At 70.9% G+C, this 22,617-nt stretch carries 24 protein-coding genes; 9 read left to right on the top strand and 15 right to left on the bottom strand.

The features are described 5' to 3' along the window. Window positions 1-19 precede the first annotated feature (19 nt). Window positions 20-1,021, bottom strand: a complete 1,002-nt coding sequence (locus Pmi06nite_RS24935) for an SDR family oxidoreductase (RefSeq protein ID WP_203955540.1) — start codon at window positions 1,019-1,021, stop codon at window positions 20-22. A 302-nt stretch (window positions 1,022-1,323) separates the two neighbouring features. On the opposite strand from Pmi06nite_RS24935, the gene Pmi06nite_RS24930 reads away from it, so the two are divergent. Beyond that, on the top strand, window positions 1,324-2,370 hold the full coding sequence (locus tag Pmi06nite_RS24930) for a glycosyltransferase family 9 protein (protein ID WP_203955539.1): 1,047 nt from the start codon (window positions 1,324-1,326) through the stop codon (window positions 2,368-2,370). On the opposite strand, the gene Pmi06nite_RS24925 is transcribed toward Pmi06nite_RS24930, so the two are convergent. Beyond that, the gene (locus tag Pmi06nite_RS24925) at window positions 2,324-3,580 is read right to left on the bottom strand and encodes a glycosyltransferase (RefSeq protein ID WP_203955538.1); all 1,257 of its coding nucleotides are present in this window, start codon (window positions 3,578-3,580) and stop codon (window positions 2,324-2,326) included. The two genes, Pmi06nite_RS24930 and Pmi06nite_RS24925, sit on opposite strands and share 47 nt — an antisense overlap. 339 nt (window positions 3,581-3,919) lie before the next feature. On the opposite strand from Pmi06nite_RS24925, the gene Pmi06nite_RS24920 reads away from it, so the two are divergent. Both Pmi06nite_RS24920 and Pmi06nite_RS24915 read left to right on the top strand, forming a co-directional pair. Further along, window positions 3,920-4,165: a BON domain-containing protein gene (locus Pmi06nite_RS24920; protein ID WP_203955537.1), complete on the top strand. Its 246-nt coding sequence runs from the start codon at window positions 3,920-3,922 to the stop codon at window positions 4,163-4,165. Beyond that, window positions 4,162-4,893 carry a metallophosphoesterase family protein gene (locus Pmi06nite_RS24915; protein ID WP_203955536.1) on the top strand — a complete coding sequence of 244 codons (732 nt, stop codon included), beginning with the start codon at window positions 4,162-4,164 and terminating at the stop codon, window positions 4,891-4,893. The genes Pmi06nite_RS24920 and Pmi06nite_RS24915 overlap by 4 nt, the downstream gene beginning before the upstream one ends. Window positions 4,894-5,084: 191 nt before the next feature. On the opposite strand, the gene Pmi06nite_RS24910 is transcribed toward Pmi06nite_RS24915, so the two are convergent. Together Pmi06nite_RS24910 and Pmi06nite_RS24905 are read right to left on the bottom strand one after the other, a co-directional pair. Beyond that, entirely contained in the window at window positions 5,085-5,234 is a 150-nt protein-coding gene (locus Pmi06nite_RS24910; RefSeq protein WP_203885462.1) for a GPGG-motif small membrane protein, read from the bottom strand. 176 nt (window positions 5,235-5,410) lie between these two features. Beyond that, entirely contained in the window at window positions 5,411-5,917 is a 507-nt protein-coding gene (locus Pmi06nite_RS24905) for a DUF6328 family protein (protein WP_203955535.1), read from the bottom strand. A 114-nt stretch (window positions 5,918-6,031) separates the two neighbouring features. Between Pmi06nite_RS24905 and Pmi06nite_RS24900 the strand changes: the two genes are divergently transcribed. Continuing rightward, window positions 6,032-6,628 (top strand): nucleotidyltransferase family protein, encoded by a 597-nt coding sequence (locus tag Pmi06nite_RS24900; RefSeq protein WP_203955534.1) that lies wholly within the window; start codon window positions 6,032-6,034, stop codon window positions 6,626-6,628. A gap of 121 nt (window positions 6,629-6,749) precedes the next feature. On the opposite strand, the gene Pmi06nite_RS24895 is transcribed toward Pmi06nite_RS24900, so the two are convergent. The 6 genes from Pmi06nite_RS24895 to Pmi06nite_RS24870 all read right to left on the bottom strand — a co-directional run bounded on the left by Pmi06nite_RS24895 (window position 6,750) and on the right by Pmi06nite_RS24870 (window position 11,325). Beyond that, window positions 6,750-7,112 carry a PRC-barrel domain-containing protein gene (locus Pmi06nite_RS24895; RefSeq protein ID WP_203955533.1) on the bottom strand — a complete coding sequence of 121 codons (363 nt, stop codon included), beginning with the start codon at window positions 7,110-7,112 and terminating at the stop codon, window positions 6,750-6,752. A 113-nt stretch (window positions 7,113-7,225) separates the two neighbouring features. After that, complete coding sequence (locus Pmi06nite_RS24890) at window positions 7,226-7,861, bottom strand: class I SAM-dependent methyltransferase (protein ID WP_203955532.1); 636 nt, start codon at window positions 7,859-7,861, stop codon at window positions 7,226-7,228. Window positions 7,862-7,910: 49 nt separating this feature from the next. After that, window positions 7,911-8,540, bottom strand: a complete 630-nt coding sequence (locus Pmi06nite_RS24885) for a GNAT family N-acetyltransferase (RefSeq protein ID WP_203955531.1) — start codon at window positions 8,538-8,540, stop codon at window positions 7,911-7,913. A gap of 58 nt (window positions 8,541-8,598) precedes the next feature. After that, complete coding sequence (locus Pmi06nite_RS24880; RefSeq protein WP_203955530.1) at window positions 8,599-9,477, bottom strand: TIGR03854 family LLM class F420-dependent oxidoreductase; 879 nt, start codon at window positions 9,475-9,477, stop codon at window positions 8,599-8,601. 49 nt (window positions 9,478-9,526) lie between these two features. Then, entirely contained in the window at window positions 9,527-10,330 is an 804-nt protein-coding gene (locus Pmi06nite_RS24875) for an MBL fold metallo-hydrolase (RefSeq protein WP_203955529.1), read from the bottom strand. After that, complete coding sequence (locus tag Pmi06nite_RS24870; protein ID WP_203955528.1) at window positions 10,327-11,325, bottom strand: cyclic nucleotide-binding domain-containing protein; 999 nt, start codon at window positions 11,323-11,325, stop codon at window positions 10,327-10,329. The genes Pmi06nite_RS24875 and Pmi06nite_RS24870 overlap by 4 nt, the downstream gene beginning before the upstream one ends. Window positions 11,326-11,457: 132 nt before the next feature. Between Pmi06nite_RS24870 and Pmi06nite_RS24865 the strand changes: the two genes are divergently transcribed. The 5 genes from Pmi06nite_RS24865 to Pmi06nite_RS24845 are packed head-to-tail and all read left to right on the top strand — an operon-like array spanning window position 11,458 to window position 19,200. After that, window positions 11,458-12,759, top strand: a complete 1,302-nt coding sequence (locus tag Pmi06nite_RS24865) for an adenylate/guanylate cyclase domain-containing protein (protein WP_203955527.1) — start codon at window positions 11,458-11,460, stop codon at window positions 12,757-12,759. A 2-nt stretch (window positions 12,760-12,761) separates the two neighbouring features. Further along, entirely contained in the window at window positions 12,762-13,436 is a 675-nt protein-coding gene (locus tag Pmi06nite_RS24860) for an ABC transporter ATP-binding protein (RefSeq protein ID WP_203955526.1), read from the top strand. Next, entirely contained in the window at window positions 13,433-15,835 is a 2,403-nt protein-coding gene (locus Pmi06nite_RS24855) for an ABC transporter permease (protein ID WP_203955525.1), read from the top strand. The genes Pmi06nite_RS24860 and Pmi06nite_RS24855 overlap by 4 nt, the downstream gene beginning before the upstream one ends. A 24-nt stretch (window positions 15,836-15,859) precedes the next feature. Continuing rightward, entirely contained in the window at window positions 15,860-17,764 is a 1,905-nt protein-coding gene (locus Pmi06nite_RS24850) for a sensor histidine kinase (RefSeq protein ID WP_203955524.1), read from the top strand. After that, window positions 17,761-19,200 (top strand): phytoene desaturase family protein, encoded by a 1,440-nt coding sequence (locus Pmi06nite_RS24845; RefSeq protein WP_203955523.1) that lies wholly within the window; start codon window positions 17,761-17,763, stop codon window positions 19,198-19,200. The genes Pmi06nite_RS24850 and Pmi06nite_RS24845 overlap by 4 nt, the downstream gene beginning before the upstream one ends. On the opposite strand, the gene Pmi06nite_RS24840 is transcribed toward Pmi06nite_RS24845, so the two are convergent. The 5 genes from Pmi06nite_RS24840 to Pmi06nite_RS24820 form a co-directional block, all read right to left on the bottom strand. Then, entirely contained in the window at window positions 19,166-19,540 is a 375-nt protein-coding gene (locus Pmi06nite_RS24840) for a response regulator (RefSeq protein ID WP_203955522.1), read from the bottom strand. The two genes, Pmi06nite_RS24845 and Pmi06nite_RS24840, sit on opposite strands and share 35 nt — an antisense overlap. A gap of 46 nt (window positions 19,541-19,586) precedes the next feature. Then, on the bottom strand, window positions 19,587-20,276 hold the full coding sequence (locus tag Pmi06nite_RS24835) for a response regulator transcription factor (RefSeq protein ID WP_308442527.1): 690 nt from the start codon (window positions 20,274-20,276) through the stop codon (window positions 19,587-19,589). Between the two features lie 45 nt (window positions 20,277-20,321). Continuing rightward, window positions 20,322-20,735, bottom strand: a complete 414-nt coding sequence (locus Pmi06nite_RS24830; RefSeq protein WP_203955521.1) for a CoA-binding protein — start codon at window positions 20,733-20,735, stop codon at window positions 20,322-20,324. Window positions 20,736-20,774: 39 nt separating this feature from the next. Next, complete coding sequence (locus Pmi06nite_RS24825) at window positions 20,775-21,347, bottom strand: GNAT family N-acetyltransferase (RefSeq protein WP_239114185.1); 573 nt, start codon at window positions 21,345-21,347, stop codon at window positions 20,775-20,777. 235 nt (window positions 21,348-21,582) lie between these two features. Next, window positions 21,583-22,590 (bottom strand): sugar phosphate isomerase/epimerase family protein, encoded by a 1,008-nt coding sequence (locus tag Pmi06nite_RS24820; protein WP_203955520.1) that lies wholly within the window; start codon window positions 22,588-22,590, stop codon window positions 21,583-21,585. Between the last annotated feature and the right edge of the window lie 27 nt (window positions 22,591-22,617).

The raw sequence follows: 22,617 nt of genomic DNA, 5'->3' as shown, positions 1-22,617 counted from the left end.
AGTTCGGCGGGAGCCTGCCTCACCTGCGGCGGCGCAGGCCCACGAGCGCGGCCGCGGCGAGCCCGGTGGCCGCGGCGGTCACCGCGCGGCGATGTTGCGAAAGCCACACCTGGGCACTGCGCGGGTGCGAGCGGTCGTCGAAGGCGCCGTGCGCGCCGTAGTCCTCGTCGTCGTCCGCCGGCTCCCAGAGGTTCGACACCTCACTGGGCGCCTTGCCCTCCACCTGCTGGGCCTTCACCCCGGTCCGGCCGAGGTAGCGGTCGAGCAGGCCGGGGGCGACCCGCTCGGCCATGATCGTGGCCGCCGTCGTGGCGCCGACCCAGAACTCCCTGCGTTCCGGATGATCGGCGGCGAACAGCACCGCCTGGGCGGCGACCTCCGGCTGATAGATCGGCGGCACCGGCTGGGGATGCCTGCGCAACCGGGTCAGTCCCCAGTCGAACTGCGGGGTGTTCAGGGCGGGCAGCTGCACCATCGTGATCTTCACGCTGGACCCTGCGGCGAGGAGTTCGGTCCTGACCGATTCGGTGAAGCCCTTGATCGCGTGCTTGGCTCCGCAGTACGCCGACTGGAGCGGGATGGCGCGGTAGGCCAGCGCCGAGCCGGCCTGCACGATGACGCCGCTGTCCCGCGGTCGCATCACCTCGAGGGCCGCGCGCGTCCCCCACACGTAGCCCAGGTAGGTCACCTGGGTGACGCGTTCGAACTCCGCCGGGCTGATCTCCATGAACGGCGCGAACACCGTCGTGAAGGCGACGTTGATCCACACGTCGATCGGGCCGATCTCGGTCTCGATCCGCTGGGCGGCCTGCCGTACCTGCTCGTAGTCGGCCACGTCGGCGGTGAAGACCTTCGCCGTACCGCCTCCGACGCCGACGTCCACGGCGGCGCCGGCCAGGCCGGCCTCGCCACGGGCGATCAGCGCGACGATCGCCCCCTGGCCGCCGAGTCGCCGGACGATCGCGCGGCCCACACCACCGCTGGCTCCTGTGACCACGACGACCTTGTCGCTGAGGCTCACCTCGTCATCCTCTCGATTCAGGTCCGCCGCCGGGGCCCGGCCGCCCGCGGACGGCCGGGCATGGGCGCCCTCTACCCGAGAAGAAACGGGTCACGCACGGCGTCGCCGCGTCACGGCACGAAAGCTGAGCGTCACGGCCGGACGTTTGCCCATGAGGTCAAGGGGTAGCCGGGACTCATGCCGGGTCGGGCGGGGAGGAGAGAACCGAAGGTCGGCGGGTGCGAGTGCGGTACGAGGTGAAGGGGTTGGGGGAGCACGATGGGTGACCGGACGAAGCCGCGGACGGGAAGGGGCTTCGCGCCATGACGGGTCTGCTTGTCGAGGGTGTCGAGCGGATCGCGGTGTTGCCGGCCGGCGTCCTGGCCGACCTGCTGATCGCTCTGCCTGCCTTCGACGCCCTGAAGAGGGCGTATCCCGCCGCCGCGATCACCCTGCTCGGACGCGACTGGCACGAGCGCTTCCTGCGGAACCGTCCCGGTCCTGTGCACGACGTGGTGCCCCTGCCGCCCATCTCGGGCGTGTCCTCCTCCTCCGCCCGCGGCGCCGCCGTTCCCGACGAGGTCTACGACGATCTGCGCTCCCGCCGGTTCGACGTCGTGGTGCAGATGCACGGCGGCGGTCGCGACTGCAACCCGTTCGTACGGCGGCTGGGTGCGCGGCTCACCGCCGGCCTGTGCGCGCCCGACGCCGAGCGGCTGGACAGGTGGATCCCCTACATCGACCACCAGCACGAGACCCTCCGGTCCCTGGAGGTCGCCGGGCTTCTCGGCGCGGGGACCGCGGACGTCGAGCCGCACCTGTCCGTCATCAGGGAGGACTGGTCGGAGCTCAACCGGCGGCTGGGCAGACTGCCGAAGGGGCTCGTGGCGATCCATCCCGGCGCGCCGGACCCGAGGCGTCGCTGGCCTCCCGAAAACTTCGCCGAGGTCGCCGACCGCCTGGGACGGCCCGTGGTCGTGACCGGCACGGAATCGGAGAGGGACGTCGTCGAACGGGTGGCGGCCGTGATGAAGCGCCCCGGGCACGTCGTGATCGACGAACTCTCCGTCGGCGGGCTTGCCGCGCTCTACGCGGCCTGCGACCTCGTCGTCTCCAACGAGAGCGGGCCCCGTCATCTCGCCGCCGCCACCGGCACGCCGACGGTCGGCGTCTACTGGTGCGGTGACCTGATCAGCCGGGGACCGCTGAGCAGGGGCATGCACCGGCCGCTGATCTCCTGGACGATCCAGTGCCCGGCCTGCGACGGAGGGAGCGCGGGCTCCCTCGGCTGCGGGCACCGATCGGCCTCGTGGGTCGCGGGCGTCACCGTTGACGACGTCCTCGAACAGGCGCAGGACCTGCTCCGATGACCACCGCGCCCTCGTTCCCGATCCTCCGGGCGGACAGCACCTCGTCGTAGACGGCGAGCGTCTCCGAGGCGATGCGGCCCCAGCCGTACCTGACCTTGGCCCGGTCCGCTCCGGCGATGCCGTACGCCGTGCGACGCACGGGGTCGTCGAGGAGGGTTCGCAGGGCCTTAGCGAGCGCCCGCGGGTGGCGCGGCGGGACGAGGAGGCCGGTCACGCCGTTGACCACGGTCTCCTTCTGACCGCCGACCGCGGAGGCGACCACGGGGACGCCGCACGCCATCCCTTCAAGCGCGACCATTCCGAACGGCTCGTACCAGGGAACCGAGACGAGCGCCGCGGCCGAGCGCATGAGCGAGGGCAGTTCGGACCTGCCGATCCGGCCGATGAATCGCACCCGGTCGCCGACGCCGGCCTGGGCGGCGATCCATCGCAGGCGGGTGACCTCCGCGTCGCGATGCAGTTCGGAGGCCGCGGGACCGCCCGCGACGACCAGTTCGACGTCCGGCAGACGCCGCAGTGCCTCGATGCTCGTATCCACGCCTTTTCGCCGCACGAGCCTGCTCACCGACAACAGCCGCGGCCGGCTGGGCCGCTCGCGCGGCGCGACGTGGTGGTTGAAGGCGGCGGTGTCGACGCCGCAGGGCACCACCCGGGTGGATGTGCGGGGCACGCGCATGCGGATCAGCTCGTCGACCTCGTCGTGGCAGGTCGCGATGATCGCGTCCGCGCGCCGGCCGATCGAGGCCTCGGCCTTGATCCGGTCGCGCGGGCTCGCGTCCGCGGGGCCCTGGTGGCGCCGCTTGACGCTGCCGAGGGCGTGGTAGGTGTGGACGACCGGGGCGCGTACCTGCTCGGCCGCCTCCAGCGCGGCGACGCCGCTCATCCAGAAATGGCTGTGCACCACGTCCGGCCGGTCGAAGACCCACCGATCGCGCAGCCACGCGCCGAAGTCGGGGATCCAGGGCAGGATCTCGTCCTTGGAGATCGGGGCGGCCGGTCCCGCCGGCACGTGCACCACGGTCAGCCCCGGCCCGATCTCGACGATGTCGGGGACGTCCTCGCGGTCCTTGCGGGTGTAGACGGTGACCTCGTGGCCGAGGCCGGCGATCTCTCGCGCGAGGGCGCCGACATGGACGTTCTGTCCACCGGCGTCCACCGCGCCGGGAACGGCTAGGGGGCTGGCGTGTTCCGAGATCATGGCGATCTTCACTGGGGTTCCTCCGTGAGGGGCGGTGTCGAGCACCTGGCTCGGGGATCACGGAGCCCAGGTGAGGGTGCCCGGTGGCCGGGCCGGTGGGGGTCGTGCACGACGTGGCCGAAACGATCGTGAAGTCGCCGGATCGGGAGTGGAGTCTCACCGAGATGCGAAGAAGACGCGTGACCCATTCCCAAGAACGCTCCTCCGGCAGGCATGTTCGTGCCACGGAGGTACCTGCGTCTTAGGCACCAAGGTCTGGACAGTCCATTTCCCCGTAATTACATCTCAAACCGCTGCGTTTTATGCGGTATGGGTCGGGCAGCGATAGCCGTACAGGGTGAGGGGGAAGTCATGGAGACGCCGCAGTACGTGGCGGCCCGGATCCAGCGGGCTCTCGCGGAGGACGAACGCACCAACGAGTTGGGCATCCGTGTGGACGTACGCGGGGACCAGGTGTTCCTTCGTGGTCAGGTTTCCTGCGAAGAGCGCAGGCACGGCATCGAGGACGTCGCCCGTGAGGCGGCTCCCGGCCTGACGGTCCACAACGAGGTCCAACTCCTGGAGGTAAGCGACCCGGGGGAGGAGGAGCACCTGTGAGAGCGTTGCGCATCGCCGCGGTGGCGGACATCCACCTCGGCGAGGACATCCGGGGCCACTACCGCAAGAAGCTCGAGGGGATCGAGCACCGGGCCGAGGTCCTCCTCGTGGGGGGCGACCTGACCAGGCACGGCACGATCGAGGAGGGCCAGGTCGTCGCCGACGAACTCGGCGACCTGCCCATTCCCGTGGTCGCGGTCCTCGGCAACCACGACTACCATTCCGACGCCGACCGCGAGATCGCCGCGATGCTGCGCGACGCGGGGATCATCGTGCTCGACGACGACGCGGTGGTGATCCCCCTCGACGGGACACGGCTCGGCGTCGCGGGAGGCAAGGGCTTCGGCGGCGGATTCGCCGGCAAGTGCGCCAGCGAGTTCGGCGAGCCGGAGACCAAGGCGTTCGTACGGCACACCAAGGAGATCGCCGAGCGGTGGCGCCACGCGCTCAAGAACCTGGACGCCGACCACAGGGTGGTGCTCAGCCACTACTCGCCGGTCAAGGACACGCTCGCAGGCGAGCCGCCGGAGATCTATCCGTTCCTCGGCAGCTATCTGCTCGCCGAGGCGGCCGACGCCGAGGGGGCCGACCTCATCGTCCACGGTCACGCGCACCTGGGCACGGAGAAGGGCATGACGCCGGGCGGGATCCGCGTGCGCAACGTCGCGTTGCCCGTCATCGGGCACTCCTACGTCGTCTACTGCCTCGACGGCGAGGGTGTGCACTGACCGATCCGGTACGCGCAGGCCGTACGAAGGCAATACGAAAGGCCGTCCGGGATATTCGACCGGGCGGCCTCATGCTTTCCCGTCATGTTCCCCGCGGTTCTCCGTGGTTTCCCGTGGTTTCCCGTGGAGACCGAGTAGGACGGCGGCCGGCTGACTCCGGCCGCCGTTAGTCCGTGTTCAGGGGGTGATTTCTATGGATTGAAGATGCTGACGCCTCCGGGGCCGACGAGGAACCCGAGGACGATGAGGACGATCCCCCAGAGGATGTCCCGACGGGCCAGGATGACGTAGATCCCGGCGATCACGAGTACGACGGCGATGAGCCAGAGCAGTGTAGCCATGGCCCTCCACTGCCCTGACAAATGACCTCATAACATCCTCAGGCCGCGAGTGTTTCCGTTTTTACCGGTGAACGCCGATTGGTAGACGTTTGCTTTAAGCGGGCCGGGCACGTGAACTCCTTCGACCGCATTCAGGTATTTCCCCTCGAACGAGGAGCACGCTCTACGGTGTTCCACTACTGGTCCTGGTCCTGGTCCCGGTCGCGTGCGCGCAGAAGCGAGACAAGGGGCTGGAAGAACCACAGCCAGGCGCTGAGCGCGGCGATCGCCGCGGCGATGACCACCGCGGGCCACAGGCCGGTCAGGGTGTCGACGACCAGGCTCGTCGAGCACACCATGGAGATCGCCAGTGCGATCCCGCCCACCACGCCCAGCCGATTGGCGCGACGCAGCAGCAGAGCCTTCAGCCCCGACCGGAACAGGATCCGATGCTGGGTGGCGGGCGCGATCAGGCAGATGGAGGCGAGCGCGGCGGTGACGACGGCGACGAGGAACAACCAGTGACCCGCCTTGTCGATCTTGTTGAAGCCGGCCGAGAAGGGCAGTGTCAGGAGGAAGGCGAACAGCACCTGGACGCCGGTCGCCGCGACCCTCAGGCCCTGTAGGAGCTCGATGAGCTCACGGTCCAGCCGTTCCTTCGGATTCTCCTCGGGATTCGACAGCGGTTCGGCCCGGTCATCCATCGGAGGCCTTCACCGAGCGGCCGTGGGCGCGCTGAATTTCTCGGAGGGTGTCGGTCATGCGACGCGCCCTACCCGGGATTGTTTGCGACGAACATACCGGGGCAAGCGACGTGAGTGAGTAGTCACGGTCACGCTGTCACCGACGCGATCCTCGAAACGCTCAAGCGCGCCGGTTCCGGCCTCAAGGAGGCCGGCGTGCGGTTCGCCCTCGCGGGCGGCTGCGCGGGTTACGCGCGCGGCGCCGCGCCCTCGTTGCACGACGTCGACTTCGCTCTGATCGAGGAGGACGTCCCGCTCGCGTTCAAGACCCTGGAGAACCTCGGCTTCCGTACGGCGAGGCCGCCGGAGGACTGGCTGGTCAAGGCGTTCGACGAGGACGGCGTGCTGGTCGACATGATCTACTCGATCGCCGACAGGCCGGTGACCGAGGCCATGATCGCCCGTGCGGAGATGATCAACACGGCCGCGCTCAGCCTGCCCGTTCTGGAGGCCACCGACCTGGTGATCTCCTGGATCCTCCCGCTCTCCGAGCACAGTTGCGACTACGGTGCGTTGCTCCCCGTGGTCCGCGCCATGCGGGAACAGGTCGACTGGGACCGGGTCGCGTCGGTCGTGGCGCCTTCGCCGTACGCGTCGACGTTCCTGTCCCTGCTTGAACGGCTCCGCGTCATCGCGCCCACCTCGCCCTCGCCGGACATCACCTGGCCGTGACCGACCGGAACCGACCGGGACAGACCGGAACCAGCCGTATCCGGCGTCGTGAACGCGCGAGAAGGGGCCACACCCGATGGGTGCGGCCCCTTCTCGCGCTTCTCATGGAGATCGATCGAGCTTACGGAGCGCCCCAGTAGGGGAAGCGCCCGTAGTACTCGCCGAGGGTGTTCCGGTAAGCCGACTCCTTGAAGGCCGACTCGTCGAACTCGGGAGCGTTCTTGATCTCCTGCTTGGTCCGGCCCACGAAGATCTTCCGCTCTCCGGGGTCGATCTGCGTGACCACGCTCGCGGGCAGCATGACCTTCTTGCCGAAGATCCAAGGACCGGTGTCGACGATGAGGTAACTCTGGCCGACCTCGTAGGTCGCATCGTCGACCGACCCGATTTTGCCGTCGGTGGCTTCGACGTCGTAGCCCACGACATCCGCCGCTTGTCCGGTGTCGTACACGCCGTTGGGATACGACCAAAGATCCGGTGTCATGTTCTCTCCCTTCGTCGCACAGCCACCTACCCGATTCGGTTGAGCGAAACATCCGCATCGGTAAGGCTCGGGTCGCCTCCACGACAGCCCGCCCTTCGGCGTCCCGGTGACGGTCAGCCTTCTGCGGGCTTGCGGGCCGACAGGCGCTCGACGAGTCCGTATTTGAAGCGCTCGTGTGATTCCACCGTGAATCCCAGCGCACGGACCCGTCGCAGGGGACGGCGGCGGTAGTGCTCGCCGTACAGCGGGACGCTGAAGGCGTCCACCAGGACCTGCAACGCGCGGATCGGCCACGCCGACGACTCCACGTGGTCGGCGAGGAGCAGGAGGCCACCCGGCCGCAGCACCCGCGCCATCTCGATGAGCGCGGCACCTTCATCGGAGATTCCGCACAGCGCGAACGTGCAGACGACGGTGTCGAAACGCCCGTCGGGAAAGTCGAGGTCGCGGGCGTCCCCCTGCTTGAGATCGACCGGCCGGCCGAGGTCGCGTGCTCGGTCCCGCGCCATGGCGAGCATGGAGGGACTCCATTCCACGCCGGTCAGGCGGACGTCGCCGGAGTAGTGCGCGAGGTTCAGGCCGGTGCCGATCGCGACCTCGAGCGTGTCGCCCACCGCCTGCGCGCACAGCCATCCGCGGGTGTCGGAGAAGAAGCGCCGCTCCACGAATGCCAGTTGCCGGTCGTAGGTGGCCGCCTGCCGATCCCAGTACCGCTGTAATCGTCTGTCGCGTTTCGAGATGTTCGACATCGGCGCATCGTAACCTTCGGTCCCGGACTCCCGTCCAGAGAGAATCCGCTCAGAGGCCGAACTGGTCGCGGCAGCCGTCGAGGCCGTGGATCTTCACGGGGACCGGGCTCACGAAGTCTCCCCGTTCCAGGCGCAGCCGTTGGTCGATGCGCCGCTTGCCCTGGACCACCCGGGTGTTGATCCCGTCCTCCCGGTAGCCCAGCTTGCGGGAGACCGCGAGTGAGGCGGGGTTGTCCACGAAGGCGGAGGAGATGGCGGACTCCGCGCCCAGCCCTTCGAAGGCGAAGTGCAGGACGGCGGCGCGCATCTCGGTGCCGAGGCCCTTTCCATGCCAGGCGAGCCCCAGCCAGGAGCCGGACGAGACCTCCCGGCTGTTCGCGAATTCGAGCCCGGCCAAGCCCTGGGAGCCGATGACCTGGCCGTCGTGCACCACGATGAAGTTGGCCCGCCAGTTATCCGGCCGCCAGGCGGCCAGGGCCTCCAAGTGGTGCTGGATCGTGACTCGCGGCAGCGTGTCCGCGGGCACCTCGGTCCAGGGATAGAGGAACGGCATGTAACCGGGCTCGTGCACGCCTTCGAGGGCGCGGTCCACGATCGCGTCCAGATCGTCGAGCGAGGGCAGTCGCAATTCGAGGCGCGGCGTGGTCAGACGGAGACCGAACAGGGGCCAGTGACGCATGGCTCGATTGTCAGGCACGGCTCAGCGGCCCGGCATCTGGTTTTCAACGGGCCCGGAATCAGGTCTCCATGGGCTTGAGTTCGCGCGCGAAGTCGTGCAGGAACCGCTCCATCGAGGGTGCGGGCCCGGCCGGCCGTACGACGAACTTGGTGATGCCCTGAGCCACGTAGCGCTCGATCAGATCGCGGGCGGCCTGCCAGCCTTCGGGAACGAACGCCGCGAGATCGGCGTCTGGGCGGCGGCGCAGGACGGCGGCGGCCAGGTCCTCGGAGACGCCCTGCGTCGCGACGGCGAAGCTGACCCCGTAGTGGTCCTCCTCGATCTCGCGGCCCGCTTCGGCGGCGTGCGCCCGGATGGTCGCCCGAGCCGTGCCCGCCTCCTCCGGGGTGACGAAACTGGCCAGCCAGCCGTCGCCGAAGCGGCCGACCCGGCGCAGCGCCCGGGGGCCGCTTCCGCCGAGCCAGATGTCGAGCGGTCTCGCCGGGAGCGGGCCGACGCCCACGTCCTCGACGGTGTGGAACTCGCCCTTGAACGTCACCCGCTCCTGCCGGAGCAGCAGACGCAGCAACTCCATCGACTCGTCGAAGACGGCGCCGCGCGACTCTCCGGGAACGGGGAAGAAGGCCCGCTCCCGGGGACGTGCGGGCGTCAGCCCGAAGGCGGGCAGCACCCTCTTGGGCGCGAGGGCGGCCAGCGAGAGGAGTTGTTTGGCGACCAGCACCGGATGCCGGCCGGGCAGGATCGCGACACCCGTGCCGACCTTCAGCCTCGTCGTCCTGGCCAGGGCGTAGCCCATGCCGACCACCGGCTCGACCGACGAGCCGAGGACGATCTCGGACAACCACAGGGAGTCGACTCCGAGAGCCTCAGCCAGGTCGACCGTCTCGGCGAAGCGGTCGGCGCGCGTGGTCGCCGATATTCCGATCCGAACCTTCACCGCTCCATTCGACCACGATCCGTTCACCGAACCCAGGGCGGTGTCCGCGTCACGGCGTTCCGGCGGAGATGACGTCGCCCTGCCGGGCCAGCTCAATGCCGGTGGCCCCCAGAGCGTCCAGGTCCTCGTCCGTACGGCCCGGCGCGTGGTGGGTCAGGACGAGCCGCCGAGCCCCACAGCGCTGCGCGAAGGCGACCGCGTCGCCGACGGTGGCATGGCCGTACGCGTCGGCGGTCGCCTGCTCGGCGGAGAGGTACTGGCCGTCGTGGAGCAGGAGGTCGACTCCCGACGCGAGTTTCTCGGCGGCCGCCGACTCGATCTGGGGGCAGTGGTCGGGAAGATAGGCCACGGAGACGCCGTCGCCCTCGACCCGGATCCCGTGGGTCAGCCCTCCCTTGTGCGCGATCTCGGCGACCCGCACGGTGTACCCCTCAACGGTGTGCCCCTCGACAGGGCCGTCGCCCGACCTGAGGAACCGCCAGTCCCCACGGAGCCCCCCGGGATCGATCGGGAAGTGCGGCGGCGACATGACCCGGGCCAGAAGCCTCCGCGGATCGCCGTCACAGGGCAGGTAGAGGTCGACGCGGGCGTCCGGCCGGTCGATCGGGGGGCAGAAGGGCAGGCCCTGCAGATGGTCCCAATGGAGATGGGTGAGCATGATCGAGCCGCGGAACGGCGTCCCGCCGAGCAGCCGGCCCAGCCCCCGCAGGCCGGTGCCCGCGTCGAGCACCAGCCGGGGGACGTCGGAGTCGTCGGGCAGGACGGCGACGCAACTGGTGTGCCCGCCGTATCGGACGAACTCCGGACCGGGCGCGGGCGTCGAGCCCCGCACGCCGAGCAGGGCGAGTCTCACGCGAGCAAGTCCTCTCGGCGATGGCCTTCCGCGAGGCGGGCCAGGGCGGTGCGGTCGACGGCGTCGGGGGAGGCCTCGGCGACCCGGACGGGTGTGGTCGCGGTCAGCGTGGCCGTACGGAGGCCGCCTTCGAGCACCGCGCGCTCGCCCAGGATGGCCCCGGGGCCCAGTTCGGGCAGCGCCTTGCCGTCCACGTCGACGGTGAGGACCCCGTCGAGGAGCAGGAACAGCGACGACCCCGGCTCGCCTTGGCGGACCAGCACGGACCCGGCCTCGAGCGTCCGGATCACGGGCTTGCGGCCGCCCCGCATGATGAGCGCCGACATCTCGCGCTCCAGGGCGGTCTCCGCGGCGGTGACCAGGACCGGCGAGTCCTCGTCACCCCAGGGTGTGCTCTCGGTTCCCTCCTGGCCCGCCCACGTCTTGTAGTCGGTGAGGCCGGCCTTCATGGCGAGCATGTCGTCGGCGTCGTAGACCCAGTGCCGGGGGAACGGACTCGCGCCGTTCAGCGCGCCCACGGCCCGGCCGTCGGCGTGGAGCGTCAGCGACAGCGTGGTCCACACGAACGGGGACTGCAGTCGCATGTACGGCGGGCGGGAGCTCCGCCGGGGGAGCGGCATCGCCGTGCGGCCTCCGACGGTCTGGGTGAAGCGGATCCACCCGTCACCGATCTCGGGCTCGGAGCGCAGGTCCGGCAGCGAGAAGGCGGCGAAGGTCACGCCGAGCGGGCCGAGCCGTACGGTGGTCGACCCCATGATCAGGCCGCCGTCGACGCCGTGGTCCACGAGTGCGCCGCCGTCGAACTCGGCCCAGGCCTCCAGCCGATGGGCGAAGCGGAACGCGTCGGCCGCGCGCAGGGCGGCCAGGTCGTCGATCGAGTCGGGGGGCGGCTCGTCGTAGTGGGCGATGCCCATCGTGAAGGCCGGCTTGGTGTAGCCCTTGACGGCCTCGGACGGGATCCAGGAAACGGACGTGATGTGCGATGTGACGTGCATGGTCTCGACGGTAGGAATCGCGGTCGCCTCATACGAGGGCGTCACCCTGCCACCGTGCGGGGGTGCCAGCATCCCCTATCCGTCGTCCCAGCACCCTTTCTGGCGGGGATGCGGCCGATATCTAATCAGCTCGTGGATCGGATCACGCTGGTGCTCGCGGACGACAACCTCATCGTCCGCGAAGGGGTGCGCGCTCTGCTCGCCCGCGACCCCGCCCTCGAGGTCGTGGGGCTCGCGGCCGACTACGACGAACTGGTCGCGGCCGCGGTGCGGCTGCGCCCGCAGGTCATCGTCACCGACATCCGGATGCCGCCCACCTTCCAGGACGAGGGCATCGAGGCCGCGCGCGAGGTGCGCAGGCGGCTGCCGGGAACCGGCACGGTCGTGCTCAGCCAGTACGACGACCCCGAGTACGCCGTCCGGCTGCTGGGGGACGGCGCGGCGGGCTACGCCTACCTCCTCAAGGACCGCGTTTCGGACGCCGGGCTGCTCGGCCGGGCGATCCGCGCGGTCGCCACCGGCGGATCCCTGATCGACCCGATGATCGTGCGAGAGCTCATGGACCCCGCCCGCGACGAGGGCGCGCTGTCCGAGGCGAAGGAGAGCCTGCTCCGCCAGGTCGCCGAGGGGAGACCGGTCAAGGCGATCGCCTTGGCCAGTGGAGACACGCCGGAGGCGGTGAACGCCGCGATCGAGCAGCTCTTCCTCGACCTCGCCGACGGCGCGAGCAAGGGGCGGCAGAGCGCGCTGCGCCGGCTGCGCATGCTGCACACCGCGATCCTGCGCCGCGAGGAGCAGGGCGAGACGTTGTCCCGGCTCCTGCCGAGCGGACTGGCGGACAAGCTCCGCAGGGACCGCGGGGCGGTCGATCGGACCGAACGCCTGAACGTCACCGTCCTCATGTCCGACGTGCGCGGTTACTCGGGCATCGCGGAGAGCGCCGACCCGGCCGTCCTCGCGGGACAGCTCAACGCCCACCGCAGGGCGATGAACGGGGCGATCCTCGACGCCGGCGGGACCGTGATGCAGTACGTCGGTGACGCGGTGATGGCCGTCTTCGGTGCGCCCGACCCGTCGCCCGACCATGCGCGCAGCGCCATCCGGGCGGCCTGTGACATGCACGTACGGCAGGCCGAGCTGGACGCCGAGTGGGCCGCGCAGGATCTGGCTCCCTTCTGGCTCGGCATCGGCCTGTCCACAGGGGAGGTGGCGGCGGCACTGCTCGGCAGCGACGAGCGGGTCGAGTACACGCTCGTCGGCGACACCGTCAACCTCGCCCAGCGGATGCAGGACCTCGCCCGCCCCGCGGGGACGGTCGCCGCCGAGACGACCGTGCGCGCGGGCGGCGACGCCTGGCCGTGGAAGTCCCTGGGCGCGCGTCCGGTCAAGGGCCGAAGCACCCCCGTCAACGCCTATCACCTGGTGGTGAACTGAACATGCCCACCGCTGTAGAGATAAAAGGGGCCAGGCGGACCTTCGCCGCGGAGCTCGCCCCCGTCCGTGCCCTCCGGGGTGTCGACCTGTCCGTGAACGAGGGCGAGTTCGTCGCCGTCATGGGCCCGTCAGGGTGCGGCAAGTCCACCCTCCTCAACGTCATCGCCGGGCTGGACACGGTGGACGAGGGCACGGTCGAGGTCGCCGGTGAGCGGGTAGACGGCCGCGACGAGGACTGGCTGGCCCGCTTCCGGCGCCACCACATCGGCTTCGTCTTTCAGTTCTTCAACCTGCTCGACGGCGTCTCGGCGCTGGACAACCTCGTCATGCCGGGAGTTCTCGGCGGCATGAAGCGGCGGGCCGCCGAGACCCGGGCGCGTGACCTGCTCGACCTGCTCGGGCTCGGCGACCGCACCCGTCAGGTGCCGGCGGTGTTGTCGGGAGGGCAGCGCCAGCGGCTGGCCATCGCCCGTGCCCTGGTGAACGAGCCGACGCTCCTGCTCGCGGACGAGCCGACCGGGGCGCTCGACAGTGAGGGCGGAATGGAGGTCCTCGAGTTGTTCCGGCGGCTCCACGACGACGGTCAGACGATCATCATGGTCACGCACTCGCCGGACGTGGCGGCGGGCGCGGGCCGGGCCGTACGGCTGCGCGACGGCAGGGTGGACGCGCCATGACGACGATCTCCACGTGGCTGCGCATCGAACTGCGCAGGCGCTGGCGGCCCCTGGCGGTGCTCGCCCTGCTCGTGGCCTTCGCCACCACGACGGTGCTGACCGCCTTCGCGGGCGCCCGTCGCGGTGAGACCGCGGTCGACCGGCTCCTGGCGCGGACCCTGCCCGCCACCATCGCCGTCCTGCCCAACCAGCCGGAATTCGACTGGGAGAAGATCCGCGCGCTGCCGCAGGTCGAGACCCTCACGCTGTTCCCCGTGTCTGGCTTCGGGGTCGACGGCATCCCCTGGACCGATCACGTGGACGCGTTCCCCCCGGTCGACGACCAGTTGCTCCGCACCATCGAGCGTCCCGTCGTCCTCGACGGACGGCTCCCCGACCAGACGCGCGTCGACGAGGTCCTCGTCTCCCCGCTGTTCCTCGGGTCCTACGACCGGAAGATCGGAGACCAGCTGACCCTGCGGCTCCCGGCGCAGGAACAGATCAAGCGCGAGGACTACGACCCGGCCACCGGTGAACCGTTCCTCGGTCCTGCGATCAAGGCCACGATCGTGGGCGTGATGCGGTCGGGATGGTACGCGGAGGACGTCGGAAGCAAGGGAGGCGTGCTTCCGACGTCCGCGCTGGTCACCCGGTACCGGGACAACCTCATCGGGCCGGCCAGTTTCATCAACGCCCTCGTGCGCCTGAAGGGCGGAACCGCCGACATCGAGGGCTTCCGCGAGGGGCTGGCGGCGGCGTCCAGGCGCAACGACATCGACGTCTGGGATCTCGACGCCAAATTCCAGCAACCGCGCCGGGACATGAACCACTTCGAGGCGGTCTCCTTGATGGCGTTCGGACTGGCGGCGCTCGCCGCGGCGATCGTGCTGGTCGGCCAGTCGGTCGCCCGGTACGCCGCCGCCACGGCGGCCGACCTGCAGGTGCTGCGCGCCGTCGGGCTGGCCAACCGTCAGGGCATCGTGCTGGCTTCCGCCGCACCCTTCCTGGCCGCGCTGGCCGGAGCGACACTCGGTGTCGCGGGGGCCGCGGTCGCCTCGTTGTGGATGCCCATCGGAGCGGCGGCCCTGGTCGAATCGGCTCCCGGATTCGACGTGGACTGGCTGGTCCTCGGGGCCGGCTGGGTGCTCGTCCCCGCCCTCGTGGTGGTGGGGGCCGGCGGCGCGGCGGCACTCGCCCTGGTCATACGGCAGGGCGAGGGTTCTTCGCGCCGGTCCGTGGTCGCGCTCACTGCGGCGCGGCTGGGCCTGCCGCTGCCGATGGTGATCGGCGCCCGGTTGGCCCTGGAGCCCGGGCGCGGACGGAGCGCCGTGCCGGTGAGGCCGGCGCTGCTCGGGGCCGTCGCCGGAGTCCTCGGCGTGCTGGCCGCGTTCACGTTCTCGGCCGGGGTGCACGACGCGGCCACCACTCCGGAGCGGTTCGGCCAGACCCACCAGTTGGAGGCCTATGTCGGCTTCAACGGTCAGGACATGGGAGAGGTCAAGGATCTGCTTCCCGCGATCGCCGGGGATCCACAGGTCGCGTCCGTCAACGACTCCCGGATCGCGGTCGCGGAATCCGTCGGAACCACGAAACCGACGTCGGTGACCACCTACACCTACGCCCCCACGGGCGGGCCGTTCCCCGTGGTCATGCTGGAGGGACGACTGCCCGCCGCCGCCGACGAGATCGTGCTGGCCCCGGTGACCGCGGGCAGGATGGAGGCGGATGTCGGAGGCCAGGTGCGGCTGGCGAGTGGAGGCGGGCCGGTGACGATGAAGGTGACCGGGATCGGCTTCCTGCCGTCGGGCTCCCACAACGACTACAGCGACGGCGCGTGGGCCACGTCCGCCGGGTACGACCGGCTCTTCGCGGGTGCGAGCGTCTCGTTCAAGTTCCACCTCGCCCACGTGACACTGCGGCCGGGCGCGGACCCGAAGGCCGTCGCCGCCCGGTTGTCGGCCATCGGCCCCGGGTTCGCGCCACCCGAGCCGCTCCCGGCACTTCGGAAGATCCGTGACGTCGAGGCGCTGCCCATCGTGCTGGCCGGGTTCCTCGCGGTGCTCGCCGTGGGCGCGGTCGGGCACGCCCTGGCCACCGCCGTACGGCGGCGCCGTCACGAGGTGGCCGTGTTGCGCGCGCTGGGCATGACCCGTCCGCAGACGCGCTGGGCGGTGGTCACCCAGGCCACCCTGCTCGCGCTGGTGGGACTCGCCGTCGGCGTCCCACTGGGTGTGGCGCTGGGCCGCACGGTCTGGCGGCTGGTCGCGGACTTCATGCCGCTCGACTACCTCGTGCCGGTCGCGTTCTGGGCGTTGCTGCTGATCGCACCGGTCGCGTTGCTGCTCGCCAACCTGCTCGCCGCGTGGCCGGGCCGCATCGCCGCCCGGCTTCGCATCGGCCATGTTCTCCGGACGGAGTAGGCATGGAGAAGTCAGGGTGAAGTCATGGTCGTAGCCTCCGCCATCGTCGCCGCCGCCTGGCTGATCGTCGCCGCCGGTGCGGTGGCCGCCGATCGCAGGGCGCTGGCGCGCGCGGCGCTGCTGGTCGCGGTCGCGCAGGGGGTGGCGACGGCCTGGCCGGCCTGCACGCCCCTCGCCGTGGCCGCCTGGTTCGCCTGCGGGCTCGGCCTCCCCGACGGCGTGCTCGGGTCGTGGACACGCCGGGCTTTCGCGGCGGGGGCCTTCGCCGCCGCCACGGCCTGGACCGCGGTGATGGTCGCGGGCGGGACGACGCCGCCGTCCGCGGTCGTCGTCGGGGTGGCGGCGGTGGCTTCGGCCCTCGCGCTCGTCGCGGTCCTGTTGCGCTGCCCCCGGGCTCCCGCCGGTCGGCGTCGCACGCTCCAGTGGGTCGCGGCGGCCGCGGTGGCGACCGTGGCCGCCGACTCCGTGCTGGTCGCGACGTATCTCCTGCTCGGGACTCCGGACGACCTGCTCACCTGGGCCCTCGCCGTGATGGCCCTGATGCCGGTCGGCGTGCTTCTCGGCCAGGTGTCCCTCACCGCCCGGTTCTCCGAGCGGGGGCTGGTCGAGTCCATCGTGATCGCCGGGCTGGCGATGCTGGTGGTGGCCGTCTACCTGGTCGTGATCATCGGGCTGGCCAGGTCGCCGACGGAGCCGGAGCGCGCCGTGCTGCTCGCGAGCGTGGTCGCGTCCCTCACCGCCGTCGGGCTGGGACTGCCGCTCCGGTTCCGGCTGGTGTCGTTCGGGGAGGGGCTGCTCGGACGGCGCGGGCAGACGCCGGAGGAGGCGCTGGCGTCGTTCGGGGCGCGGATGAGCCGTGCCGTGCCGTTCGACGAGTTGCTGCTGCAACTGGTGGAGTCGCTGCGCGCCACGCTCGGCCCCGCCGGAGCCGAGGTCTGGGTGGGCACAGAAGGCGTCCTGCACCGGACCGTCAGCGTTCCGGAGCGGGGTGACGCCGCGCTGGTGCTCGACCCGAAGGAGCGTCTCGTCGTCGGCCGGACCCGCATCGGCGGGCCCGCCTGGTTGTCGGTCTGGCTGCCGTCCCTGATCGAGGACAGGGACGCCCCGATCCGGGTCGCTCCCGCGGCACACCTCGGAGACCTGCTCGGCCTGCTCGTGGTGCGGCGGCAGGCCGACGGCGTCGAGTACTCCGACGAGGACGACCGCGTGCTCATCGAGCTCGCCCGGCAGGTCGGCCTCGCGCTGCACAACATGCGCCTCGACTCGGCGCTCCAGGCGTCGCTGGAGGAGTTGCGCCAGCGCAACGAGGAACTCCAGGCGTCGCGGTTGCGGATCGTCACCGCCGCCGACGCCTCTCGCCGCGCCATCGAGCGCGACCTGCACGACGGCGCCCAGCAACATCTCGTCGCGCTCTCGGTGAAACTGGGGCTGGCGGGCGAGCTCCTCAAGGAGGACCCGGCCCTCGCCGCCGAGATGCTGGAGGAGTTGCGGGCCGACGTGCAGAGCACCAACGCGGCCTTCCGCGAACTGGCGCACGGCATCTATCCGCCCCTGCTGCGCGACCACGGCCTCGGGGAGGCCCTGCGGTCGATCACCCGGCGGGTGGCCCTGCCGTACGAGGTCGACGTGGACCTGCCGCGCCGCTTCTCCGAGCAGGTCGAGGCCGCCGTCTACTTCTGCTGCCTCGAGGCGATCCAGAACGCGGGCAAGTACGCCGGGCCGGACGCCTCCATCGAGGTGCGCATCCACATGGACGGCGACCTGCTGAGGTTCGCGGTCAGCGACGACGGCGCGGGGTTCGACACCGGGGGCGGGCACGGCCACGGGTTCGTCAACATGACCGACCGCCTGGGCGCGATCGGCGGGCGCTTGCGCGTCGAATCGGACCCGGGGGCGGGGACAACGATAAGCGGGGAAATATCGGTATGAGTGGGTTTGATGCAGAGTTCGACGCGGTCGTGGTCGGCTCCGGCCCGAACGGGCTGATGGCCGCCGTGACGATGGCCGACGCGGGCCGGCGGGTGCTTCTGGTCGAGGCGGCCGGCGTCTGCGGGGGCGGACTGCGCACCGAGGAACTGACGCTTCCCGGGTTCAGGCACGACGTCTGCGCGACCGTCCTGGCGATGGCGCTCGCGTCTCCCGCGTTCCGCGGGCTCGACCTCGGCGTCGAGTGGGCGCACCCTCCGGTGCCCGCCGCGCATCCGCTCGACGGGCGGCCCGCCGCTCTGGTGCAGCGCGATCCCGAGCGCACGGCCGAGTCGTTCGGCCGGGACGCGGCGGCGTGGCGGGCCACCGTGGGGGCCGCCGCGCGGGCCGGGTTCCCCCTCGTCGACACGCTGCTCGCCCCGCTCTCACCGCCGAAGGCGCCCTTCAGCGCGGCCCGTTTCGGGGTGCCGGCCCTCCTGCCGCTGACCTGGCTGGCCCGGTCGGTCTTCCGCACGCCGGAGGCGCGCGCCGTGCTCGCGGGGATGGCGGCCCACTCGATGCTCGACCTGCGCGCCCCCCTCACCTCCGGGTACGGCATGCTGCTGGCGGCACTCGCCCACCAGGTCGGCTGGCCGGTCGCGCGAGGAGGCTCCCAGGCGCTGGCGGACGCACTGGTGGACCGGCTCGTCCAGCACGGCGGCGAGGTCGTGACGGGCCACACGGTGCGGAGCCTGGACGAGTTGCCGCCCGCCCGATCGATCCTGCTCGACCTCACACCGCGCCAGGTCGTCGCCGTCGCGGGGGACCGGCTTCCGGCCGCCTACCTGCGGCGCCTGACGCGGTTCCGGTACGGTCCCGGCGTCTTCAAGATGGACTGGGCGCTCTCGGCCCCCGTTCCGTGGCGGGACCCCTCGGTCGCGTCCGCGGGGACGGTCCATCTGGGCGGCACCATGGAGGAGATCGCCCGGAGCGAGGCCGACGTGGCGCGCGGAAGACATCCGGACCGGCCGTACGTGCTGACCGTCCAGCCCGGCGTGGCCGATCCGAGCCGGGCCCCGAAGGGCTCGCATGTCCTGTGGGCCTACTGCCACGTCCCGAACGGCTCCGACGTCGACATGAGCGCGGCGATCGAGGCCCAGATCGAGCGGTTCGCACCGGGGTTCCGTGACGTCGTGCTGGCCCGCCACGTGATGGGGCCGGCGGCGCTCGAACGGCGCAATCCCAACCTCGTCGGCGGCGACATCGGAGGCGGCTCCGCCCAGGCGGGGCAGTTCGTGGGCAGGCCCGTCTACGGGGCGCACCCGTGGGCGACGCCGGTCGACGGCCTCTACATCTGCTCGGCCAGCACTCCGCCCGGACCATCCGTACACGGCATGGGGGGACTGCAGGCGGCGCGGCTGGCGCTCAGACGGGAAGAGCGCGCAGCAGCGCGGGTGTGAGGTCGTCCTTGCGGATGTAGGTGAGCGCCCCACAGGTCGCCGCGTCGGGGGGCAGGTCGTCGGCGGCGTAGGTGGAAACCAGGACGATCTTGGTCTCCGGCGCCCTCGCGAGAATCCGGCGCGTGGCCTCGATCCCGTTGATGCCGGGCAGGTTGATGTCCATGAGGATCATCGTCGGGTGGGCGAGCGCCGCCTGCTCGTAGGCGTCCTCGCCGCTCTCCGCCTCGCCGACGACGCGCCATCCCGGCAGGAGACGCACGAGGGCGCGCGCGACGGAGCGGAAGGGCGCCTGGTCGTCGACGATGAGCACGTCCACGTGCGACGCCTCCTTAGCGGTCATGGCTTCAGCCTGCCCGAAAGGGCAGAGACGACCAAGGTTGCGGACCCTACATTTTCGGGGTGCTAGCACCACCCTTTTGGGCGGACAGATACAGCAGGACGGCCATCACCCGGCGGTTGACATCCGGTTCGGCGCCGAGCCCCAGCTTCGCGAACAACGCGTTGATGTGCTTCTCCACGGCGCGCTCGGTCAGGAAGAGCGCCGCCCCGACGGCCGCGTTGCTCCTGCCCTGCGCGATCTGGGCCAGCACGTCGCGCTCCCTGGCGGTCAGCCCGGCGAGGGGGGAGGTTTTGGCACGGATCGAGTCCGTGACCAGCGCTTCGACGACGGCCGGGTCGATGACCGAGCCCCCGGCCGCCACCGTGCGGACCGCCTGGATCAGCACCTGTGGATCGCCGACCCGCTCCTTGAGCAGATAGGCCCGCCCGGCGCTCCCGGTGGCCAGCAGCGGCGTGGCGTACGCGGGCTCGGCGTACTGCGACAACACGACGACACCCATGCCGGGACGGCTGGACTGGAACCCGATGGCCGCCTGGATGCCCTCGTCGGTGGAGGTCGGCGGCATCCGGATATCGGTCACCACCACATCGGGGGCGTGCTCGTCCACGGCCGCCAGCAATTGGGGCAGATCGGCGGCGGTGCCCACCACCTCCAGGTCGCCCTGCAGGTCGAGCACGCGCCGCACGCCCTCCCGCACGAGAAAGGAGTCCTCCGCTATGACTATCCGTATCGCCACGCAGGAAGCTTATTCCGCGACGGGCCGCCGGAAGAGGGCTCCGGCCTAGCGGCGCAGGGCCCACTCGACACCGGGACAGCGGTCCATGACCACGTCGAGCCCCGCGTCGAGGGCGCGCTGCGCGGCGGCCTCGTCGATGACGTCGAGCGGCAGCCACACCGCGCCGGCGCCCACCGCGATCGCCTCGTCGACGAACTCCCCGGCGAACTCGGCCCGCCGGTACACCCCGACGACGTCGACGGGGGCCGGCACGTCGGTCAGCCTCGCGTATCCCTGCTCGCCCAGCACGGTCTTCGCGGCGGGATGGACAGGGATGATCCGCTTGCCTCTGTTCTGGAGCAGTTTCGCCTGCTGGTAGGCCGTCCGGTTCGGGTCGTCACCGAGCCCGACGAACACCCATGTCTTCGACTCGTTGAGCAGTCGCCTGATGACGTAAGGATCCGCGAAGCGATCGTCCATGTCCTTCGACAACGCGGCGGGCCCGCCCTCGCATCCCGGTCAGGGGCGGCGTGTCCGGGCCTCCTGGTTGATCCGGGCGTGCACCTCCATGTCGTGCCACCCGTCCGCGTGGAGGAGGGCACTGTGCAGCGTGCCCTCGTAGGCGAACCCCGCCTTGTCCGCCACGAGGCAGGACGCAGTGTTATACGTGGAATGGTGTAGTTCCACCCGGTGTAGCCCGAGATCCTCGAACGCCCATCGCGTCGCCTCCGCCGCGGCCCGCGCGGCGACCTCCCGCCCACGCGCGTCGGGCAGGATCCAGTAGGTGACCTGGGCCAACCCCTCCGCCAGATGGATGTCACGCAGTGACACGCGGCCCAGCACCTCGTCGATGGCCGAGTCGGTGACGGCCCAGCAGGCGTCCGTCTCGGCCTGCCAGCGGGCCGGCCACTGGGCGATCCACTCGGCCGCCTGGTCGAGGGAGGTCATCGAGCGGCGGTGCCAGCGCTGGATCGCCGGGTCCGAGAACGCCGCCAGCACGGAGGGGGCGTCGTGGGGGAGCCAGGAGCGCAGGAGCAGGTCGTCCGTCCGGAGGACGGGCTGCTCGTTGTCGCGCATCCAGCCGGGAGCCACTACAGGGAAGGGATGGGATGGCACAGGGCCATTCTCTCCTCCGGCCGATGAGGAACATGTCACCGGGTCGGTCATTTGTCCTCTATGTCGTGTGGCCCTCGGCGAGAGGTCGCACACGTGCGACGTACGGTGTACGTCGGAGGGGTCGCGCCGGTGTGGCGCGACCCCTCCCGCGGACCGTCACTCCCTGATCAGTCGCCGATCACTGCCTGGTCACTGCCTGGTCACTGCCTGATCACTCGCTGGAGAACGCGGCGTCGAAGGCCGCCTCGGGCGGGGTGATGGCGTTCAGGGTGCGGATGTAGGCGAGGGCCTCGGGAGCGCCGGCGAGGCGGTCCATGCCCGCGTCCTCCCACTCGATCGAGATGGGGCCGTCGTAGCCGATCGAGTTGAGGGCCCGGAAGCAGTCCTCCCAGGGCACGTCGCCGCGTCCGGTGGAGACGAAGTCCCAGCCCCGGCGCAGGTCGGCCCAGGCCAGGTGCGAGGACAGCCGGCCGCGGCGGCCGTCGCCGATGCGGACCTTGGCGTCCTTGCAGTCGACGTGGTAGATCCGGTCGGCGAAGTCGAGGATGAAGTTCACCGGGTCGATCTGCTGCCACACCATGTGGGAGGGGTCCCAGTTCAGCCCGAACGCGGGCCGGTGGCCGATGGCCTCCAGCGTGCGGACGGTGGTGTGGTAGTCGTAGGCGATCTCGCTGGGGTGGACCTCGTGGGCGAACCGCACGCCCACCTCGTCGAAGACGTCCAGGATCGGGTTCCACCGGTCGGCGAAGTCCTGGTAGCCCGCGTCGATCATCCCCGGAGGCACCGGCGGGAACATGGCGACGGTGTGCCAGATCGACGAGCCGGTGAAACCGATCACGGTGTCGACGCCGAGCAGGGCCGCCGCGCGAGCGGTGTCCTTAATCTCCTCCGCGGCGTTGGCGCGCACCTCCTCGGGGTCGCCGGAGCCCCAGATGCGGGCGGGCACGATGCCCTTGTGCCGCTCGTCGATCGGGCTGTCGCAGACCGCCTGTCCCACGAGGTGGTTGGAGACGGCCCAGACCTTCAGGTTGTGCTTCTCCAGCATTTCCAGCTTGCGCGGGACGTAGTCGGGCTCGGCCAGTGCCCGGTCGACCTCGAAGTGGTCGCCCCAGCAGGCGATCTCCAGGCCGTCGTAGCCCCATTCCGAGGCGAGTCGGCAGACCTCCTCGAAGGGCAGGTCGGCCCACTGACCGGTGAACAACGTTATGGGTCGTGTCATGAGTCCTCCACGGTGACGAAACGGCTG

The sequence above is a fragment of the Planotetraspora mira genome (genome assembly GCF_016863275.1).
Classification (GTDB): Bacteria; Actinomycetota; Actinomycetes; order Streptosporangiales; family Streptosporangiaceae; genus Planotetraspora; species Planotetraspora mira.
Note: the sequence above shows the minus strand (reverse complement) of the source record. Positions and strands in the feature narration are given on the sequence as shown.

Coding starts and splice junctions, on each gene's coding strand:
- Pmi06nite_RS24820 (WP_203955520.1), bottom strand. CDS start 22,590: ATGACACGACCCATAACGTTGTTCACCGGTCAGTGGGCCGACCTGCCC.
- Pmi06nite_RS24930 (WP_203955539.1), top strand. CDS start 1,324: ATGACGGGTCTGCTTGTCGAGGGTGTCGAGCGGATCGCGGTGTTGCCG.
- Pmi06nite_RS24855 (WP_203955525.1), top strand. CDS start 13,433: ATGACGACGATCTCCACGTGGCTGCGCATCGAACTGCGCAGGCGCTGG.
- Pmi06nite_RS24840 (WP_203955522.1), bottom strand. CDS start 19,540: ATGACCGCTAAGGAGGCGTCGCACGTGGACGTGCTCATCGTCGACGAC.
- Pmi06nite_RS24890 (WP_203955532.1), bottom strand. CDS start 7,861: ATGTCGAACATCTCGAAACGCGACAGACGATTACAGCGGTACTGGGAT.
- Pmi06nite_RS24905 (WP_203955535.1), bottom strand. CDS start 5,917: ATGGATGACCGGGCCGAACCGCTGTCGAATCCCGAGGAGAATCCGAAG.
- Pmi06nite_RS24850 (WP_203955524.1), top strand. CDS start 15,860: ATGGTCGTAGCCTCCGCCATCGTCGCCGCCGCCTGGCTGATCGTCGCC.
- Pmi06nite_RS24845 (WP_203955523.1), top strand. CDS start 17,761: ATGAGTGGGTTTGATGCAGAGTTCGACGCGGTCGTGGTCGGCTCCGGC.
- Pmi06nite_RS24885 (WP_203955531.1), bottom strand. CDS start 8,540: ATGCGTCACTGGCCCCTGTTCGGTCTCCGTCTGACCACGCCGCGCCTC.
- Pmi06nite_RS24920 (WP_203955537.1), top strand. CDS start 3,920: ATGGAGACGCCGCAGTACGTGGCGGCCCGGATCCAGCGGGCTCTCGCG.
- Pmi06nite_RS24860 (WP_203955526.1), top strand. CDS start 12,762: ATGCCCACCGCTGTAGAGATAAAAGGGGCCAGGCGGACCTTCGCCGCG.
- Pmi06nite_RS24910 (WP_203885462.1), bottom strand. CDS start 5,234: ATGGCTACACTGCTCTGGCTCATCGCCGTCGTACTCGTGATCGCCGGG.
- Pmi06nite_RS24870 (WP_203955528.1), bottom strand. CDS start 11,325: ATGCACGTCACATCGCACATCACGTCCGTTTCCTGGATCCCGTCCGAG.
- Pmi06nite_RS24895 (WP_203955533.1), bottom strand. CDS start 7,112: ATGACACCGGATCTTTGGTCGTATCCCAACGGCGTGTACGACACCGGA.
- Pmi06nite_RS24830 (WP_203955521.1), bottom strand. CDS start 20,735: ATGGACGATCGCTTCGCGGATCCTTACGTCATCAGGCGACTGCTCAAC.